The 19,459-nt window shown below is 40.7% G+C and carries 13 protein-coding genes and 5 pseudogenes; 8 read left to right on the top strand and 10 right to left on the bottom strand.

The genetic code is table 11. The annotated features are described in order from the left end of the window. Nucleotides 1-771: 771 nt before the first annotated feature. Nucleotides 772-1,737 carry a hypothetical protein gene (locus tag QUD05_RS25410; protein ID WP_289800076.1) on the top strand — a complete coding sequence of 322 codons (966 nt, stop codon included), beginning with the start codon at nt 772-774 and terminating at the stop codon, nt 1,735-1,737. Between the two features lie 181 nt (nt 1,738-1,918). On the opposite strand, the gene QUD05_RS25405 is transcribed toward QUD05_RS25410, so the two are convergent. Continuing rightward, entirely contained in the window at nt 1,919-3,436 is a 1,518-nt protein-coding gene (locus QUD05_RS25405) for an NYN domain-containing protein (protein WP_289798510.1), read from the bottom strand. Between the two features lie 63 nt (nt 3,437-3,499). Next, nucleotides 3,500-3,946, bottom strand: a complete 447-nt coding sequence (locus QUD05_RS34515; protein ID WP_502911439.1) for a D-alanyl-D-alanine carboxypeptidase family protein — start codon at nt 3,944-3,946, stop codon at nt 3,500-3,502. A gap of 810 nt (nt 3,947-4,756) precedes the next feature. Here QUD05_RS34515 and mnmG point away from each other — a divergent pair. From mnmG to QUD05_RS25385, 3 genes and pseudogenes are all read left to right on the top strand, one after another. Then, on the top strand, nt 4,757-6,679 hold the full coding sequence (mnmG, locus tag QUD05_RS25395; protein WP_289800075.1) for a tRNA uridine-5-carboxymethylaminomethyl(34) synthesis enzyme MnmG: 1,923 nt from the start codon (nt 4,757-4,759) through the stop codon (nt 6,677-6,679). Between the two features lie 457 nt (nt 6,680-7,136). Further along, nucleotides 7,137-8,495 carry a hypothetical protein gene (locus tag QUD05_RS25390; protein ID WP_289798508.1) on the top strand — a complete coding sequence of 453 codons (1,359 nt, stop codon included), beginning with the start codon at nt 7,137-7,139 and terminating at the stop codon, nt 8,493-8,495. A 301-nt stretch (nt 8,496-8,796) separates the two neighbouring features. Further along, a pseudogene (locus tag QUD05_RS25385) lies at nt 8,797-9,141 on the top strand (hypothetical protein); the annotation flags it as partial. On the opposite strand, the gene QUD05_RS25380 reads toward QUD05_RS25385, so the two are convergent. The 4 genes and pseudogenes from QUD05_RS25380 to QUD05_RS25365 form a co-directional block, all read right to left on the bottom strand. Then, on the bottom strand, nt 9,070-9,264 hold the full coding sequence (locus tag QUD05_RS25380; protein ID WP_289798507.1) for a hypothetical protein: 195 nt from the start codon (nt 9,262-9,264) through the stop codon (nt 9,070-9,072). The pseudogene QUD05_RS25385 and the gene QUD05_RS25380 overlap by 72 nt on opposite strands. 40 nt (nt 9,265-9,304) lie before the next feature. Further along, nucleotides 9,305-9,691, bottom strand: coding sequence for a hypothetical protein (locus QUD05_RS25375; RefSeq protein WP_289798506.1), 387 nt, complete (start codon nt 9,689-9,691; stop codon nt 9,305-9,307). 29 nt (nt 9,692-9,720) lie between these two features. Beyond that, nucleotides 9,721-11,085, bottom strand: a complete 1,365-nt coding sequence (gene miaB, locus QUD05_RS25370) for a tRNA (N6-isopentenyl adenosine(37)-C2)-methylthiotransferase MiaB (RefSeq protein ID WP_289798505.1) — start codon at nt 11,083-11,085, stop codon at nt 9,721-9,723. A gap of 143 nt (nt 11,086-11,228) precedes the next feature. Next, nucleotides 11,229-11,396: pseudogene (locus QUD05_RS25365) on the bottom strand (retropepsin-like aspartic protease family protein); the annotation flags it as partial. Between the two features lie 39 nt (nt 11,397-11,435). On the opposite strand from QUD05_RS25365, the gene QUD05_RS25360 reads away from it, so the two are divergent. Further along, nucleotides 11,436-12,127, top strand: a protein-coding gene (locus QUD05_RS25360; RefSeq protein WP_289794349.1) for an IS1 family transposase whose coding sequence is annotated in 2 segments (ribosomal slippage) — nt 11,436-11,760 and nt 11,760-12,127 — 693 coding nt in all. Because the reading frame shifts where the segments join, the coding sequence is not laid out codon by codon here. Here the strand turns inward: QUD05_RS25360 and QUD05_RS25355 are convergent. Then, entirely contained in the window at nt 12,091-12,555 is a 465-nt protein-coding gene (locus QUD05_RS25355; RefSeq protein ID WP_289798504.1) for a retropepsin-like aspartic protease, read from the bottom strand. The two genes, QUD05_RS25360 and QUD05_RS25355, sit on opposite strands and share 37 nt — an antisense overlap. Before the next feature lie 532 nt (nt 12,556-13,087). Continuing rightward, nucleotides 13,088-13,570, bottom strand: a pseudogene (locus QUD05_RS25350) (mechanosensitive ion channel family protein); the annotation flags it as partial. Nucleotides 13,571-13,717: 147 nt separating this feature from the next. Here QUD05_RS25350 and QUD05_RS25345 point away from each other — a divergent pair. Then, a complete protein-coding gene (locus tag QUD05_RS25345) occupies nt 13,718-14,095 on the top strand; it encodes a response regulator transcription factor (protein ID WP_289798503.1) in 378 nt (125 codons plus the stop codon). Further along, the gene (locus tag QUD05_RS25340) at nt 14,092-15,519 is read left to right on the top strand and encodes a HAMP domain-containing sensor histidine kinase (protein WP_289798502.1); all 1,428 of its coding nucleotides are present in this window, start codon (nt 14,092-14,094) and stop codon (nt 15,517-15,519) included. Before QUD05_RS25345 ends, QUD05_RS25340 begins: the two co-directional genes overlap by 4 nt. 85 nt (nt 15,520-15,604) lie before the next feature. On the opposite strand, the pseudogene QUD05_RS25335 reads toward QUD05_RS25340, so the two are convergent. Together QUD05_RS25335 and QUD05_RS25330 are read right to left on the bottom strand one after the other, a co-directional pair. Continuing rightward, nucleotides 15,605-15,844, bottom strand: a pseudogene (locus QUD05_RS25335) (IS4 family transposase); the annotation flags it as partial. Nucleotides 15,845-15,882: 38 nt separating this feature from the next. Continuing rightward, entirely contained in the window at nt 15,883-17,397 is a 1,515-nt protein-coding gene (locus QUD05_RS25330; protein WP_289798501.1) for a phenylacetate--CoA ligase family protein, read from the bottom strand. Nucleotides 17,398-17,626: 229 nt separating this feature from the next. On the opposite strand from QUD05_RS25330, the pseudogene QUD05_RS25325 reads away from it, so the two are divergent. Further along, nucleotides 17,627-19,313 (top strand): annotated as a pseudogene (locus QUD05_RS25325) (protein kinase domain-containing protein). The last annotated feature ends 146 nt before the right edge of the window (nt 19,314-19,459 follow it).

Below are 19,459 nucleotides of genomic sequence, written 5' to 3'. Positions count from 1 at the left end.
AAGTTAAAATATGAAACTTTTTTACCCTTAAACTCTTATTTACTTATTTTCGTTCCAGGTATTTTACAATGAGGCTTTTAAAAGCGATCGCTTGTGAACAAAAATTGTTTAATAGCTATTAAAGCAATTATTCTATGCTACCTCATAGGTAATCGGTAGCAGTTCCAGATTAATGTAGTCAATGATTTTCCTTTTTTGAAAAAATATAAAAGCATATAATCGAGTCAAAAAACTTAGGAAAAACTAAACCTTAACCAAGATGCTATTCAACCTTAATGATTAGGAAAAATATTCTTAACATTATTCAAATACACTCTTGCTAAGATAACTCCAAATACAGATTACAAACTTAGTTTTTGACTTTTAATGGGTAAACAGAAGATGTTTAACTCTCGGTTAATTGTAATCAAATTTGGAAATGATGAGTTCCAAAAAAAATGTGTGAAAGTTTAGCTAGATGTAGTTTTGAGATTTCTACATCCGACATCAAGTTCTCACATATCCTAATTTCACAACTTGAGCAAATAGTAATTACAACAATCTTGAGTTAAGTTTTTCTAGCCTATTTACAGTCAAAAGTTTAGTAATTAGTATTTCAGTTTTGCAAATTTCTCTGCTACATAAGCAAAGTAAGATAACGCAGACTAATCTTAAATCTCAGCCTAGCAAAGTTAGCTTTGTTTGTGTCGTACAGGCTTTTAGTCAGATAGCAATTTGCATCTTTGGAGTGTTCCCAAAAGTTTNTACAGTTTGAATAAGGATAAAATTCTCATGGCTCTTTACGGCTATACAATTGGAGATGCGGATATCAATCCCAGCCAAGCTGGAGAACAATTCGCAGTTTACCGCTTCCCCATAGGCCCCTTCAATGCTACTCCCCAAAAAGTAGGCGAAATCAATGCTGCGAATATTCCAAACGCAGACCTAGAAGGTTTGGGCACTAACCCCACTACCGGAAGAGCAAGTGCAATTAACGAAGCACGTGCCTCTGGTTCTACAACAGCTGGTTCTGTTATTCGGGTAAATAATGTAGATCAGGCTTTTGCTCCAGCTAGTACCTCACCTACACCTACACCATCTGACCTACGTCGTTTTGGGTTTGACTCAGGTGCTGACTTTGGACGTGACTATTCAGTAGCTGGTCAACCAATTGTTCTGTACAACATTTCAGGAAATAATAGCAGCAGTAATGCAGGTAGCTCTCTTTATAAAGTTACTACAGCTAGCCCTGGAACTATTAGCCTTGTAGACGGCTTTGGCCCAGCTACTACTGCTGCACAAAGACAAGGAACTCAGGCTACCAACCCTGGAAAATTTGCCGACGGATTAGCTATCGATAATCTCAATCCTGGTCGTACTCGCGCTCTTGCTAGCGATTTCAGCACTGCTGATGGAGATGGAGCGCAGCTTTACAAAGTTGATTTGCTCACTGGTGAGCTATCTGCGCCTATTACTGTGAGAAATTCATCAGGTCAACCTCTAAATGTCAACGCAGATTCTGGGTTGTCATTTAGTAACTTCGGTTCTCAAGGATTGTTCGCTTTCCTGGAAACTGGTGCCGTCTATCAAATCACAGGCTACCAAGATGAACTTGCTGCATCAGGTTTAGGTTTAGGTAGTGCTGGTGGTACTAATGGTGCTGGCTTTGCAACTGCCACCTTAATTGGTAACGTTAATTTACCAAGTGCTGTGAGTGGAGCCATTGATTATGAAGGCTTTACGATTGTTAATGAATAACAGTCGTTAGTAGGATACTCTTTCTTCAACTCTTGTAAAAGTAGTTTTTATAAGAGTTGAAGAACGGAGCTAAAGATAAAAAAAGTTTTATTTGCCAAACTACCTGTACTTTTTGTCAAGACTAAGTAGATTTTTATTTTTAAATTTATTAAAACAAAATACGTCCGTCAGTCGCCATAATTCAGGATTGGGTGACGGAGTTTGTAGTAAGCACTCTAGTTCTTAAATAAGGGCTACCACCATTTAAAGTTCTATTTGATGAGCCATTAGAGCCTAAAGTTAAGGTTTCTCTCAAAATTAATTTATTGTTATCACTTGATAGACAAATATCTGTTCCTTCAATGACTTTCTTTAAAAATTTTGCCAACTTGTAACCATGTTGTTTTCTTCTTTGGTCAAAATTGGGAATATTATCTTTCAATATATGGTAAATCTGATTCAGATAAATACCACCTTCTTTAAGCTGACTTAATTGCTCGATGTTCTGCTTTAAATCTTGTAAAATTTTATTAGTTACTATTAAAACATCATCATTTAATAAACTTTCACTAGTTACTTCATCAATTGAAATATCCTCTATTGTTACCTGGGGAGTAGGTATAGGTATAAAGCAATCACAAACAGACTTGAGAATACGATTAATTTGTCCTTCATAAGCGCATCCGATTACAGTCTTCCCATATTCATGAAGCTTTTTAGCTAAAGCGGCAAATGCACCATCACCTGATACAATAACAAAAACTTGCAGCATAGGACGACTTTGGGCTAATTCCATGATATCAATGGCTAGTTGCATATCTGCTGCATTCCGTTTGTGACTATAATCAAAAATTTGAATTGCTTCGATGCCAAGTTCTTGAATCTCATTCTTGAGTGGCCTTAATCGAGAATCACTCCAGTCAGCATAAGCGCATTGGATAGCTATTTTATTAACTAGGGTAGTGTTTTCCAGATTTATTTGAATTTCTTTTAGAGAAAAATTTAAGTTAGGGTTGTTTCTACCCATTGTTAAGTTTTCAATATCATAAAAAATAGCTGTATTGAACTGCCCAGCTTTAGGTGAAATGTTAGCTGTAGTAGGAAACTGTTCTACACAAATCTGACGTTCCTTTAACTCTTTGAACTCAGCTATTAAAGATATTATCTCTATCCTTGATTCGGAATCACCTTTTTTCTGTTTCAACTCTGTAATTGTTGTTTTTAAGTCATTGACTTGCAGCTTTGCTTGTTGTAACTCTTCTTGTAATTGCTCAGTTAATGTATTGATTTGAGTCTGGGTTTGGATAGTCTGTTCCCGGAGTTCCCCAATGGTTCTGGAAAGAATTTGCTGGCGTTGCTGATAAGCTACTACTAAAGCTTTCTGGACGACATCCCATTCTTGGGGGAAAGCCTCACGGGTACAAACTTGCAAAACTGTTTCATAACCTGCAATTACAATTTCTAAATTACTAGCAATGTTCCCTTGTTTAAACTCTTGAATAATAGTACTCAGTTTGATAATGACTCTAGCTAAATTAATAGCAATGGCAGGTTCTTTAGCAAAGCGATCGCTTACCCATTTTCGCAGCATTAAAGCCAAATCATCATTGAGTTTACTTAAGTTATGTTGCAGAATTGGATATACTTCCTGATTTTGATAAGTCGCTCTTAATAAATTAATTAGGAAGTCTTGCTCCTGGTTAGCACCTTCATTTGGCATAGCTAAATCCCTGACAATACATCTTTTAAGTTAGTATTCCCAAGTTTTCATCATATTGAACAATCAAAGCGGCGTAATCCAATAAGTAATGCCTCGAATAGCTTGTTGTTTAAAACCAAATAAAGGTAAATTATCTTCAGGTAAACCCACATAAGTCCAATGTGGAACATCGTTTGCTACAGTTTGAAACCAACCATTTTGATTAAGAGCTTTTCTCTGTTCTTTACTACCTACGCGTAAATCAATGGCTAATCCCCAGAGATGTTGTGAAGTTCCAGGGGGNGCAACTAAACCGAGAATTTTTGTTTCTTTCCCCTGTTGAACTTTTGCTAAGACTTGATTGTTAGCATATTTATTCCAAAATTTTAAATTAGTATTGAAAGTGCGAGTACAATCACCAGATCCATAACCAGATTTGAGCGGAATTTGTTGCTGGACTCGCGCTTTATTTAAAGCATCAGCCGCCGATTTTTGTAAATAACAGTCGTTAGTACCATCAACATGACCCATTGTTAAAGTAGCTTGAAACTCTTTGGTTTCTTGTTCATTAACAAAGATATTTTTTTGTGGCAATTTAATCCCAATATCTGGATTTACGAATACTGCACCATAGCTTCGCAGCAAAGTATATTCATAAGTCTCAGGCTGGGGAATTGTGGGTAATTTTCTAGCGATCGCAGATAAAAAACGCTGTTTAACATCTAATTTTGGATCGGGAATAAATGGTTCTGATGTTGTATTTTTAGAGGTATCCATACAAAGTAATGAATTATTACTCAAGCATTCTTGTAATGGTTGAGCAGTTATAGCAACTTTGTGGTGGGTAATTTCATTGCTAGCTACTAATACAAAAATCATCAATATAACGATACTGATGAAACTTGTCTTTCTAATAAACCTAGTAATATTTTTTTGATTTCTGAGGGTGAGTTTCATTTTTAAATAATTGTTTGGTAATTTAAAGAATAAAATCAAGAAGCTTTTAGGAAATATCTATTATTGCTAAATTAAAACTACAAATAATTTATCGGTATTGAACTATAGTTTCATCCAAGTTAGAGAAAATATCTAATATATACCAACTATAAATTAATTTACATTGGCTAACGATATGAACAATAGCTGCGATCTCTAAACCGGAATGTTGTCACAACTTTTAAAAAATAATATTTTTCACTTCCTACTAAAGTTAAAAAATGGAACCTTGCTTTTAATTGAGTACTAGTAAGTTTGATAACTTTTTTATCAGAAAGTTACATCCATGAAACCACTGGAACAGCTAAAATTGAAAAGAACTCTAAGCTTGCCGATCCTGTAAGTATGACCATGCACAATTCCGTTGAATTCCAAGACGCTTTTGATGTCATAGTCGTCGGTGCAGGTCACTCCGGTTGCGAAGCAGCTCTCGCCTCTGCACGCCTCGGTTGTCGTACCCTGTTATTGACGCTCAATTTGGATAAAATCGCTTGGCAACCTTGTAACCCAGCAGTAGGTGGCCCAGCCAAATCCCAGTTGACTCATGAGGTAGACGCACTCGGCGGGGAAATTGGTAAAGTAGCAGACCGCACCTACTTACAAAAACGTATCCTCAACTCTTCACGGGGGCCTGCTGTTTGGGCATTACGCGCCCAGACTGATAAGCGCGAATATGCAGCGGTGATGAAAAATATTGTTGAGAACCAAGATAACTTGACAATCCGTGAAAGTATGGCAACAGATTTGGTGCTGGGTGCTAACGGCGAAGTCATCGGCGTTGAAACTTATTTTGGTGTAGGGTTCCAATGTAAAGCAGTCATTTTGACAATGAGCACGTTCCTGGGAGGCAAAATTTGGGTTGGTAACAAATCAATGCCAGCTGGACGTGCTGGAGAATTTGCAGCGGAAGGATTGACACAAACCCTAAATCGTCTGGGATTTGAAACGAGCAGACTTAAAACTGGAACTCCAGCACGGGTAGATAAGCGATCGGTAGATTATAGTAAAATGCTCATCCAGCCAGGGGATGAAGATGTGCGCTGGTTTAGCTTTGACCCAGATGTGTGGGTAGAACGGGAACAGATGCCTTGCTACATTACCCGTACAACCGCCGAAACCCATCGTTTAATTCAAGAAAATTTACACCTGTCGCCAGTTTATGGCGGTTGGGTGGAAGCCAAAGGGCCGCGCTATTGTCCCAGTATCGAAGATAAGATTGTCCGGTTTGCCGATAAAGAAAGCCACCAAATCTTTATTGAACCGGAAGGAAGGGATATACCCGAACTTTATATTCAAGGGTTTTCTACAGGGTTGCCAGAAAATTTGCAACTGCAAATGTTGCGGACTCTCCCCGGTTTGGAAAAATGTGTGATGCTGCGTCCTGCCTATGCAGTGGAATATGACTATTTACCAGCAACTCAGTGTTATCCCACACTGATGACTAAAAAGATTGCGGGGCTGTTTTGTGCTGGGCAAATTAACGGCACTACAGGTTATGAAGAAGCTGCTGCTCAAGGGTTGGTGGCGGGAATTAATGCCGCTCGATTCGTTCGCTCTCAAGAAATGATTGTCTTTGCCCGCGAGCAAAGTTACATTGGGACGCTAGTTGATGACCTGTGTACAAAAGACCTACGAGAACCTTACCGGATGCTTACAAGTAGGTCAGAGTACCGATTGCTACTGCGTTCTGACAATGCCGACCAACGTCTGACACCCTTGGGAAGGGAGATTGGTTTAATTGACGATCGCCGCTGGGATATGTTTACTCAAAAACAGGGTAATATCACCACAGAAAAGCAAAGATTGCAAACCACACGAGTTAAAGAACATGATGAAATTGGAATAGCGATCGCATCTGATACCCAACAAGCAATTAAAGGTTCAATTACCCTCAATGACTTGTTACGTCGTCCAGGATTACATTACGTTGACCTCGACAGGTTCGGACTGGGAAACCCCAACCTCAACCGGGCCGAGAAAGAAGGCGCAGAAATTGACATCAAGTATTCTGGCTATCTCGCTAGGCAACAAAATCAAATTGACCAAATTGCCCGCCAAGCTCACCGCCAGTTACCTGGGGATTTAGACTACACAACAATTGATACTCTTTCTAAAGAGGCACGGGAAAAGCTGACCCACATAAAACCACTTACCCTTGGTCAAGCTGCACGTATAGGTGGTGTAAACCCAGCGGATATTAACGCCTTATTATTATATCTAGAATTGCGTAGAAGCAAGAGCCAGTCAGAGTTTCCAGCGTTAGCTTAACACAAGCTTGATAAAGACTGAGTATAGTAGTAGGGAGAGAGATTGGTATGATAGATGACATAAAGATTAGTAGTGCCATCATCAACAATCCCCAGATGAAAGTTGAGTTTAATACCAACACTCAATCAACTTATCTCAATCAGATGGGGGATTGGATGTTTCATTATTTAGGAGGCAGTGTTTCGACTACGCTCAACAACCACGCAGGAGTAACCCACGCACAACTGCATAGGATTGGCGCAAGACCAGAGGCAAAGCGGCTCCTCTGTTTGTATCTTGCTCCACACGTCTCAATACAATTCTTCTTTTTCATCAGGGTAATCACTTAAGAGTAAAGTTTTTATTCATACTTTTTTTTCAATAAGAACTGCCCTCTACCTGCTGCCTCCTCTGATAATCCTAATTTCCAGGCAGTAGGGGTGGCGTTTCCTCGTCCAAGCAACAACCCAGAACGTCTATGTTACAAGAAGCCAGCACCCGTCTCATAGTACCAGAACCATCAGAAGACTTAATCACCAACGAGCCTTGGTCGATAGAAAACTATGCTGATGGTCTAATGGATGAACTCTTTGCCGATATCGACTACATTCTGGATGCTAGTGGTAATCTGCCTTCTCAAACTGTTAGGCACAGTAGTCAGAACAGATCGAGCCACTCTGTTGCTGGAGTTTCCGCCCAAGCTCAACGCCAATCGCCTCCAGAATACGTACCTCTGCAAACAGTTACGATACCACAGATTATCTTACCAAACACCCTGAACCAAGGAGTACAGTCAGTTGCTCAAAATAACCATAAGCAATTGAGTACCGTTGTATTTGACACCTCTACTGTTAAATCAGTTAGTAGAAAGCGTCAAAAAACTAGTTCGATTTTGGGCAAACTGCTGATTGTAGGAACAACTTTAGGCGTGGCGATCGCTAGTACAATCTACTTGGTGCAGTCTGGAGTTGTATATCTTTTAAATAATAAATTGCCTGAGTCAGCGCTTCTATTGCCGCAACCCCAGTCACGATTGCCCGTAAAAACAGAAATTGAGGCAGAGTTAGTTGACTATATGCTCCAAGCGCTGGCTGTTATAGACAAGCAAGGAGCAAAAAGCAATCAAAAATCTTTCAATCCAGGATTCTCCAGTCAGGCAAATACTAACCAAATAGGCCTTGGTCGCCAACAAGCAACTGGTAATCTACCAGCACTTCCACTTCTAGCTAATAATACACCACCAGCTCCCAATCGTTCTGGAAGCGTTGTTGAGCGCATCTATGTCCCCGTTTATCAAGCGCCGTCACCAATGCGCTACGCCCTTCCAGCCATTCCGGGGACTCCTACACTACCACAAGTTGCCAGTGCGTTACGGGTATCTCAACCTAATGTTGTCAAAACTGCCCTGAATACAGTCCGACAAGCTGCCAAGCCTGTAACTGTCAATATGTTAGCTGCGGCTGTACGAGCCGAACTCAAACCGGTGGCAGCAAAAACTGCACCCATTACCGTGCGCCAAACACCCAAACCTCTGCCTGCATTACCAGTAGTTCCATTGCGTGCTGCACTTGCACCAGAGTCAGAACCAACTATTACCCAGGAACAAGTATATCCGGCAACTGCGATCGCAGTGGCTCCAAGTAATACCTTAGAGGGATTGCTAGAGTTGGGTAACAAATCTGCCGCTTTGTTTAAAATTGATGGCGTGACTCGCCGCATCAATATGGGTGAAAGTATCGGCTCAAGCGGTTGGACACTAGTAGATGTCAGTAATGGCGAAGCAGTCATCCGACGTAATGGCGAAGTGCGATCGATTTATGCAGGACAGAAACTATAAATTTTTTAACCCACTGGCTGGTTGAAGAGAGTTTAAAGATTAAACTCATCTATGGCCATTAACAGAACTGCGACCAGCAATAATTGATTGAAATAATTTGATTGCGTCAAATAGTTCTCTGTCTTTGTCTGCACTGTTAGGATTGCCTATTTATATGTAGCCTAGCTAATGCGATCGCGCCTTAATAGTTTTAATATTATCAGCTTTATTGATAGCAAGATAGCTTTTACCTCCAACAGACCATGATAGATTTTGGGAAGGTCGTCAACTATGGGGAGCTTTAGTTAATACATCGCGTAACTTAACTCGTGGAATTGCGATAATAGTTAAAGAGAAAACACCACAAGATAAATTAGAAAAGGAAGCAATGCTTCGGTTAGTAACTGCTTTTGCAGTTGCAATGAAGTTACATCTTAGATCGGTGCCTTTAGACACTCAGTTGGCATCATTAATGTCTGAAAAACAATATTTACATCTCCAAGACAGCGATCATGCTCCACTACAAATTGCTTATTGGATAGGAGATTACTTGCAGTATCAGCATGATCGAAATTGTCTAAATGTCTATAATAGTTTAATAAATTATTCGCCAAGCTTTTACCGTCCCTTTACCAATTTCGCTATCAACAGTTTGACCTCCTTCTAAGACTAATCTGATATCTAAGTTCTCATCTGGAGCATTTTTCAAAGCAGTGGCTAATTCTTTACTGACAGCAAATGTGCCGGTTGAACCATCTAATTGATAAACTTTTTCTCTGATCTTGAGCAAAAGCTTATCGACTTTTTTAGTCGTTACAAATCTAAGATAGTCAGGTCTGGGATACACACGACCTAGCGGTGTAGAAAGAAGACATTGCTTGACCCGAATTTACTGTTACGAGTACTCGAATACTCGAAGGTGTCCACAAACTAATAACTTGCGTTGAACCCTCACGGAATAAATAGCCACCTAATGAATTGCGATCGAAAACTCCAACAAACTCCCCTTCAAAGGGGTCAACAATTTTTACGGCTTTCGACCAAGGCACACCCATTTCGGGGGACAGCCCAGCCGATTTGACCATTGGCAAATCGCTTGATGCTTGAGCAAGAATAGCTATTTCTTGAACAGTGAAAGCAGCACAATGTTGAGGGGAAATTACAGCCAAGCTAGCCCCAAAAAGAAGAACTGGAATCGTTTGCGGTAACTTCATCATAAATCAGGGGTATAATCTTCAAATGGTTCTTACTGCAAAACAGTTTGCCTCACTTCAACTGGTTCACCCGTCAAACTAAAAGGTCGAACTTCGGTAATTTTTACCTTCACTAACTGCCCTTTGAGTTCTTTGATGTCACCGCTAAAAAAGGTCAATCGATTACCGCCAGTGCGTCCCATTACCTGGGTTGGATCTTTAGGATTTTGATCTTCTACTAAAACTTCTTCAATGCGTCCAAAGTAACGTTGCGATCGCTCTGCTACTTTCAAGTTTCCCAGATGATTGAGTCGTTGCAGGCGATCGCTTTTAATTTCTTCACTCAGTTGATTGTCCCACAAAGCGGCTGGTGTCCCTGGACGTGGCGAATATGCTGCTGTATTCAACATATCAAAGCCAATATCTTCCACCAGTTTTAGGGTATTTTCAAACTGTGCTTCTGTTTCCCCAGGAAAACCGACTATTACATCGGCACTAATAGAAGCATCTGGCATATACCGCCGAATTGTATCGATAATTCGACGATATTTCTCATGGGTATAACCCCGCGCCATCGCCTTTAAAAGTTCGTTATCCCCAGATTGAAAGGGAATGTGAAAGTGTTCGCACACCTTGGGTAACTCAGCACAAGCTTGAATTAATCTCTCAGTAAAATAACGAGGGTGGCTAGTAGCAAATCTTAATCTTTCAATCCCCGGCACATCATGGACGTAATAAAGTAAATCTGTAAAGTTGTGTAGATGCCTACCTTCTGCTGTCACTCCAGGTAAATCTCTGCCGTAAGCATCAATATTTTGACCGAGTAGAGTAATTTCTTTGTAACCTTGCCGTCCTAATTCCTCCATTTCAGCCCGGATAGCTGACGGCGCGCGAGATTGTTCGACACCGCGCACATTGGGAACTACGCAATAGGTGCAGCGTTCGTTACAGCCGTAAATTACGTTTACCCAAGCGGTGACTGTACTATCTCGTCGCGGCTGGGTGATATCTTCAATAATGTGAACTGCTTCGGTTGCGACAACTTGGTTGCCCTCAAATACTGACTCCAACAAGTCTTTCAGACGGTTGGCGTGTTGTGGCCCCATTACCAAGTCTAATTCTGGCACTCGCCGCAACAGCGCTTCTCCTTCTTGTTGGGCAACACAACCAGCAACGATGAGGGTTAAATCAGGCTGTTCATGTTTACGCTTTGCTTGTCTGCCAAGGTAGGAATATACCTTTTGTTCTGCATTATCCCGAATTGTACAGGTATTGTAGAGAATCACATCTGCATGATTCGGATCTTCACACCACTCAAAGCCCATGTCTTCCAAAACGCCAGCCATGCGCTCTGAGTCAGCTTTATTCATCTGACAACCGAAAGTAGTAATGTGGTATTGGCGTTTAGAAGTGGTCATGGGCAATTCTGCTGAATCAGCGTAATGTATGTAAGGTTTCTTTCTATTCTATAACGCTCTTAAGCTGCTTCAGGAGTGCTGAGTACCTTGGCTCAGATTCCTTTTGATATTTCAATAGTAAAAATCTAAAGAAGTTGCAAACATTAGCGGTGATGAAATTCTACCTCTTTCTCCAGAATTTTAATATCATAATTGCCAAAGAAATCATGACCTAGTAGCCCGATGCTTGCTTTTGGTGCGATCGCCACTTGAAGATTATTGGCTGTAACTCCACCTACTGTAATAGATTTTACCTTACTGGTTGAGAATTTGGCGTTGCATAATGGCGGTATGAATTGAGGTAAAACTGGATGGAATGTCCGCGTTGTGGGTCGTCTCATATCCGTAAGAACGGAAATAAAAGAGGTAAACAGAATCACATTTGCTGTAATTGCGATCGCCAATTTATTGATCGGTACGAACCACCTCAAGGATACAGTGATGAAGTGAAACGGGAATGCCTGAAAATGTACGTTAATGGTATGGGATTTCGTGGCATTGAACGGGTCAAAGGTGTGCATCACACGACATTGATTACTTGGGTAAAACTTGTAGGAGAACTGCTACCTGATGTTTATGATCCAGAGACAATTCCAGAAGTTGGCGAACTCGATGAACTAGAAACGTTCGTCGGCTCAAAAAAAACAAAGTTTGGCTTTGGACAGCAGTGAACCACTTCACACAAGGTATTTTAGCGTGGGTTTTGGGCGACCATAGCGCCGAAACTTTTCGACCGTTATGGGATATTGTAGGTACTTGGCAGTGCTATTTCTATGTCACGGATGGATGGTTGGTCTATCCAGGCTTTATTCCAGAGGGCGACCAGATTGTGAGCAAGACTTACATGACACGAGTTGAGGGGGAAAACACCCGGTTGCGCCACTATCTCGCTCGATTGCATCGAAAAACGCTATGTTATTCCAAATCAGCACAAATGCTGAAATACTCGATTCGATTGCTACTTCACTATCTCAAGTTTTGGGATGTTCCAGTTTCAGTATGATTCATACCGCCATTATGCAACGCCGAGAATTTTACTTCACTACCATCAGCAATTTGGGCTTGCATTGTACCTGTAGCCTGGAGTTTCAGTGTATTCGCCATATCTTGAGTGATAATGGTTCCACTAGCACCTGTATCTACAATCATTTCAAAGGTTTTTTTGTCGTTGAAGGTGACATCAATCACAGGAGTTCCACCAAAACGGCGTTTGATTGAGACTCGAAAAACTCTATTGTCTGAAGGTGCGGCTATGATATTGCCACAAATCCTTCCCAATCCAACGGTTTTACCAGAGGAAGTTATCATGTAACACGCTCCGGGATCGTCTGCTATTGCCTGATGAGAGAATGCTAAAAATATCACCGTCGGCATTAGTGCAATTGCAGCTAGATTAACGGTTGTAATCCAACGCCTCCAAGCATTCTTCATGTTATACTGCGCTCCAATTTTTTGGACTACTCTTAATATCTAAACTCATCATGGTGGCTGTAAAACATGGTGTTAAAAGAACAGGCTTTTAATATAAAAATTCAAATTATATCCATTTAAAATAGACATTTATAACGATTTTTTTAGTTTTAAATTAGCTAATTATTTGTATATGTATCTCAGAAATATGAAATTGCATCTTACTCAATACATCTTACATATAATTACTGATTGGTAAATTAAAGATTAGATAAAGACATGATGAAACTACTTAGAGCAGATTTAATCTGACATACTAATCCCGCATTTCTCACAAGCTCAAGGCGTTTGATGGAGCAGAGGAGAAGTAATGAGTAATGAGTAATAAGTAATAAGTAATAAGTAATAAGTAAAAACTTCTTACTTCTTACACCATTTATTTGTGAGGCTGCGCCCACTTGTGTCAACTTAACGCGAAACCGCACGTCCGCCAGGGATTGTAAATCCCTGGCGGGTGAACTGGCGGGTGAACAACTTCACCTTTACCTGCTGGCTAACCTTCATGCTGACGTGAGCGGTTTCCATCTGTCTCTTCTGTCTGGTCGTGGAATAGAATTTGTTGAGTTGGGAAAGGTAAATCAATGCCGTTTGCAACGAGCGTTTTCTTAATTGCAGTAATCACTTTATCCCGCGATCGCAGATCGTCTATCCGTCGTGGTGGATTCATCCACCAGTGAACCCAAATGTTAACAGTGCTTTCGGCTAGTTCCATTACCAGTACATCAGGAGCCGGGTCTTTTAAAACCTCGTCTACGCTATGCATTGCCTCTAGCATTAACTGCTTGGCTAGGTCAATGTCGTCGTTATAGCCAATGCCAACATCGTATTCTAATCGTCGGTTATCAAAGGCAGTATTTACAGTCACAGAATTAGTAAATAATTCCGAGTTAGGAATGACAATTCGCCGACCATCATAAGTTCTAATTGTTGTTGCACGTGTCTCGATATCTTCGACAGTTCCTTCAAAGTCTTTAAAAAATGTTTTTTTTAAATTTTTTTATATTTTCAGGCTTTTATACTTACTAATTAACAATTTACTTCCTTAAGAAGGATGTCAGAGATCCATCATAAATATGAAAATTTTAATTATACAAAAATAACGTTAATTAATTTGGAATGAAAAATGCCACACGTATTACTTGTAGATGATGAAGCACCTCTGCGCGACAGTCTCACCTATACACTCCAAAAAGAAGGTTACACGGTGACAACAGCCGCAGATGGACATAGTGCAATTAAACAATTCCACAAGCAAGTACCAGATGTGATTTTGCTCGATCTTATGTTACCGGAAGTTGACGGTATGGAAGTTTGCTGGCGGATTCGAGCATTTTCCAATGTACCTATCGTCATGCTCACAGCTAAAGATGAGGATATTGATAAAATTTGGGGTTTAGAAGCAGGTGCAGATGATTATATTACTAAGCCCTTCAACACCCGCGAACTACTAGCACGCATCAAAGCAGTATTGCGTCGTCGTTCTGGGGAGCAGCCTTCATGAGAGGGTGGATACCTGGGATTAAATTAAATACAATTTATGCCAAGTTGTTAGGCACATACCTGATGCTAACAGCTTTTGGAACGTCACTCATGGCAGGTTATATCCTTTGGTCGTTCCATGATTACTTCATGCGATCGCGACAAGTAGATTTGGATAACTGGACGATCGCCTTGAGTGAAAGTGTTGCAGATGCACTAGAAGAAAAAGATATTAAACAAGTAAAGGTACTGGTGCAACGATATGGCGCACCACAAACTATAACTCTACGTGTTTTTAGTCAACAAGGCAGTCTATTAGCCACTTCTGACCCAAGGTTAGATAGTCAGGTTAAAGATTGGTCTCAGGTTCCGGGGATACGGGAAGCTCTACAAAACCGTGTCAAGCAAGGAATTGCTAAAGGCGTTTTATCAAATAGCGATCGCCTCTACATTACCAGACCTATTGAGCGTAACGGTCAATTGTTGGGCGTAATCCGAATGTCTATGACTTTGGAGCAGCTTCAGCGACAGTTTGCTAGGGTAATTTGGAGTATTTTGGGAACGCTAGCAATAACAATTCTACTATGTGCGTTAATTAGCAGTCGCTTTGCTCGCAGTCTCTCAAAACCAATTGAGATTATGCGGAACTTTGCCATTCGCTTGGGTGGCGGTCATTTTGGTGATAAGCTAACGATGCATGAAAACAATGAGTTAGATCAATTGGCAGCAGAACTCAACCGGATGAGTGAACGGTTAGCTTCCTTAGACAAAGAGCGACGGGTGTTTTTAGCCAATGTTTCCCATGAACTGCGTACCCCTATCAGTAACGTTCAGGTGACAGTAGACGCACTCAAAGCAGGAGCATCTGAAGAACCAGAATTACGCGATCGCTTTTTTCAAACTATCGAAAGCGAAATCAAACGTTTATCACGATTGATTCATGACTTGCTGGATTTAGGGCGTTTGGAAGCAGGAGTTACTGAACTAGAAAAGCAAGCTATTTCGCTGGATGGATTGATTAACCGTGCTGTCAATGCACTAGAACCGCGAATGCGAACTCTGAGAATTTCTACACGGGTGAATGTAGAAAACTTAATCATACAGGGCGATCCAGAACGGCTATTACAGGCAATTTTCAATTTGTTGGATAATGCGATTAAGCACTCACCAGCCAACTCTCAAGTATTTATTTCTGGATACATTCAAGGAAAACAAGCTATTATTCAAATTCAAGACCAGGGGAAAGGGATAAAAGAGGGTGATTTACCCCGAATCTTTGAGCAATTTTATACAACAGACCCCGCACGCAAAGGTAGTGGCAATGGTCTGGGGTTAGCAATTTCTAAGCGGATTATTGAAGCCCATCAAGGCAGTATTATCGCCAGCAGCACATCAAATCAAGGGGCAACTTTTACTATACATTTGCCGATAATTCGTAATTCTTAATTTGTCATTTGTCATTTGTAATACTCTACGGCTAGGGTTGCGCCTATGTAATTAAGTTTTGACCCTTACGGGGCTACAAAAAGGGCTAGGATGCAGATAGAATAAGCCTCATAGCCCTCTCTCCTTGCTGGTAGTACTTACGCTTATTAGGACTTAATCTCAATAATTCTGTGACTAACTCATAAGAATTTTCCATGAAATTGACTCAATTGTGACCATAAAGACCAATATAAAAACTACTATGTCGTCGAACAATCCTTAAGGATTCTTTAATTCGTCCAACATATTTTTGAACACCCATGCGTTTAATTTTTTGACCAGATATCGCGTCTTCTTGTGTTTGATTATTCATTGCGCCCAGTACTATTGACGCGTATAACGGTGTTTCACCCCAATCGGGAAATATTCAAAATCACCCATTGGCGCTAATGTAACCTGTGGTGTTTGATATTCTACCGGAACATAATTAGCAAACTCGCTATTTAGACGTAACAATTGTGAAAGAATAGAAGATGCGATCGCAAGTCTTTGATCTTCACTACCCTCTACCCCTACTGCTAATTCCACAACTACAGATAAAAATCGGTTTTTGTCAGCATCTTCCTTCACCTGCAACACGAATTTACCTGTAACCCATTCTTGAATTACTGGTTGCTCTAATCCCACCGTTACATTTTCGGGATAGATATTCGCACCAAAGTAAGAAACTGTAAAATTAGAACGACCGAAGACATACACAAAAGGTAGCTGATGAATACCTCTAGCTGATTCTTGAGTATCAGAACGAAGATTTTCAAGCGGGTTAAATCCCCATTCTGCTAAAAATTGCAGCATGGCATCATAACTAATTATCCCGCCAGTATCTAAAATGTCATAACGCACTAAGGGAATACCGTTATCTCCCGAAAACAGCAATCCGCCATCTTGAACTTCAAAAAAGCGAGTGAAAGGATCGTATTGTACTAGCGTGGGTAAACGCGATTCCCCAAATAGACTTTTAGCTGCATCGGGATTTTCTGCCAAAAAGCGGCGAATGCAGATACTTAGGGGTGTTTCATTACCCAAAACTCCCGCATCCGCAGTGCCGTAAAGTGATGCAGAATCATAGCAAGGATTTCGCGAACCAACTCTTTCGCCAACTAAACTCCGCCATTCTTCACTAAATACTTCTCCCGCCATCACTAATTTAATCTGATATTGCTGCCACTCCACACCACGAGCGATACCAGTATCAATGACATCTTTCAAAAATGGCGGATATCCCAATAACACCACTTGCTCAAAACCTGAACCAAGTTCTTGGACAACTCGCAATATTTCTTCTTTGTTGTTACCAGGAGTAATTACAGTGATCAGATAACCTTTGCTAGCAAGATAACGACAGCAATTAGTAGTAAACATTCCACCTACCCAAGTGCCTAAAGTGAAACAAATCACTGCTAAGGTACGTCTGCTATCTGAATAGAAACTATCGTGAAAAATCTGTTCAAAGCGTGTGGCGATTTGGAGTTCATCTGTAAAAAAACGAGGCCAAAATGTCGGTTTACCACTAGAACCTGATGAAGCAGCTATCATGTCGCACGCTTCTAGTTGTCCGTTACGGCACAAGTCAGGTAGAGGATAACGCAGTATATAATTTTGTTTAGCGATCGCTGGTAGTTTTTGAAACTCCTCTAAGGTTTGAATAGTCGCGGGATTAATTTCCCTTTCTGCTAAAAACGCCTTGTAGGCAGGTACATTCGCCGCCACATCGTGAAATAAACTCAAAGCTGGCGAAGTTTGAGTGTTGAGATGCCTTTGCAGTACAGTTTCTAGGGAGGTAGATAAAAAATCTTCAAATGCTTTAATTACTTGCTGCTGTCTTGATTTCGGGTTCATGACGCTTGCTTATTTATCCTGAAGTAGAACCAACACCGTTTAAAATAATTCGTAATATTTCGGCTGCGCTCAATACAAGTTCGTAATTCGTAATGACGCTCCTGCGGACGCTCGATTACTCGCTACCGCAACGCTTTCGCTAACGCTGCGCGTAATTCGTAGAATATCCGAAAATGAGGGTATGCGCGTTGTAGTCATTCAATAAAACCTTAATTTATCCTTCAGCACCATGCAGCTTTATTGCAGTAAACAACACACAAATAATGGTAGTAACCGCTTTTGCACCCATTGTGGTGAACCATTACCTCTTGCTGTGGGACAGGTTGTGGATAATCGCTATCAAATTATCCGTCATCTAGGACAAGGCGGCTTTGGACGCACCTATTTGGCGGAAGATATTAATAAATCCCATCAAACCTGTGTGCTGAAGGAATTTGCACCCCAAGTACAGGAAAATCAAGATTTACAAAAAGCTAAAGAGTTATTTGAGAGAGAAGCGAATGTCTTGAAAAAACTCCAGCATCCACAGATTCCGCGTTTTCACGCCTCGCTACAAGTGAAGATAGGCAGTAAAGATTTTTTCTTTTTAGTGCAAGATTATGTGGATGGTGACAATTACTACCAGTTATTAGAACAGCGTGAAAGTCAAGGCAAAACCTTTAGTGAAGAGGAAGTAATCACTCTCCTACAACAGATTTTACCTGTATTATCATACATCCACTCACGAGATGTAATTCACCGTGATATCTCTCCCGATAATCTGATATGGCGGCGTTCTGATAATTTGCCAGTGCTAATTGATTTTGGTGGCGTTAAGCAATTACCAGCTTCTCAGGGTTTTTGGCGCACTAAGTTAGTTGGAAATAACACTCTGCTGGGTAAAAAAGGCTACGCTCCAGAAGAACAGCTACGGCAGGGAAAGGCGTTTTTTAGTAGTGATTTGTACTCTTTGGCGGTGACAGCATTAGTGTTGCTCACAGGTCAAGAACCGCAGAAATTATACGATAGCTATCAGGGAATTTGGGGATGGGGCAAGGAAATCCGAGTTAGTCCAAAACTAGAAGCAGTGTTAAAAAAGATGCTGGCTTATAGACCGAGCGATCGCTACCAACGAGCCGAGCAAATCCTCAGAGATTTACCATCGCCAACTGCAACTAAATCTCCAGGCAATTATATTACCACCAAGATTAAGACAATGGTCGTTGCTCCGGGAAGACAACGCGCCAGTGCGGTTATAAGTAGATTCCAGAGGCAAACGCAAGCAATTGCTAAACCGAGAACTTTCCCTGTTTGGATTCGCCCTTTTATGATGAGTTTAGGGGTAACGGCGTTAGTTGGCTTAACTTTAGCGGCGGGAAATGCAGCTATTCGGGCCGTAACTTCAATCACCATCCCATCAATTTCATTACCTTCATTACCGCAAATCCCACAGTTTCCAACTGGAAAACCAGCTTAGCGACAAAGGAAAAAATAGCGACCTCCAGAAAATTATTAGTCGTCGTCAAGAGTTAGAAATTACTGAAGGATTTTTTATTCGCACAGTAGATGATTCATTTTATACAAAAAAACCAGAATTAAAAGGACGTAGCCTAACATCTAAACCTGAAGATGCTGGTTTACGAGATGAATGGTCTGATATGGCTGATGATTTATTGGATAAACTAGAACAGGCTAACCTCAGTACAGCAGCTCGTCGGAAATTGGGGAACTATAGTCAAAAAGATTACGATACATGGAGACGACAAGCGCGATCGGGGCAATTTGGGAACTATACAATCGATCAACTGACCAAAGACACCAATGAAAAATTTGATCGGTTATTTCCCGATCAGCAGCGTAGGAAACTCAATCAACAGACTTTTGGTCAAATTTGGTATGCGATCGCAGCCGATCGAGTCAGTAAAGTACAAAGATAAAGTTAGGAGTGAGGAGTTAGAAGTTAGGAGTTATGGGTTATGAATTAGGGCAATTTTCTTTATAGACTACGGTTTCAGACCCGGAGTAGTGTAGTTAAATCAAGTAGAAAATGCTACTTGCTACTCCTTGTTATTATTAACTCCTA

Source organism: Nostoc sp. GT001 (assembly GCF_030382115.1).
In the GTDB taxonomy this organism is placed as follows: Bacteria; Cyanobacteriota; Cyanobacteriia; order Cyanobacteriales; family Nostocaceae; genus Nostoc.
Note: the sequence above shows the minus strand (reverse complement) of the source record. Positions and strands in the feature narration are given on the sequence as shown.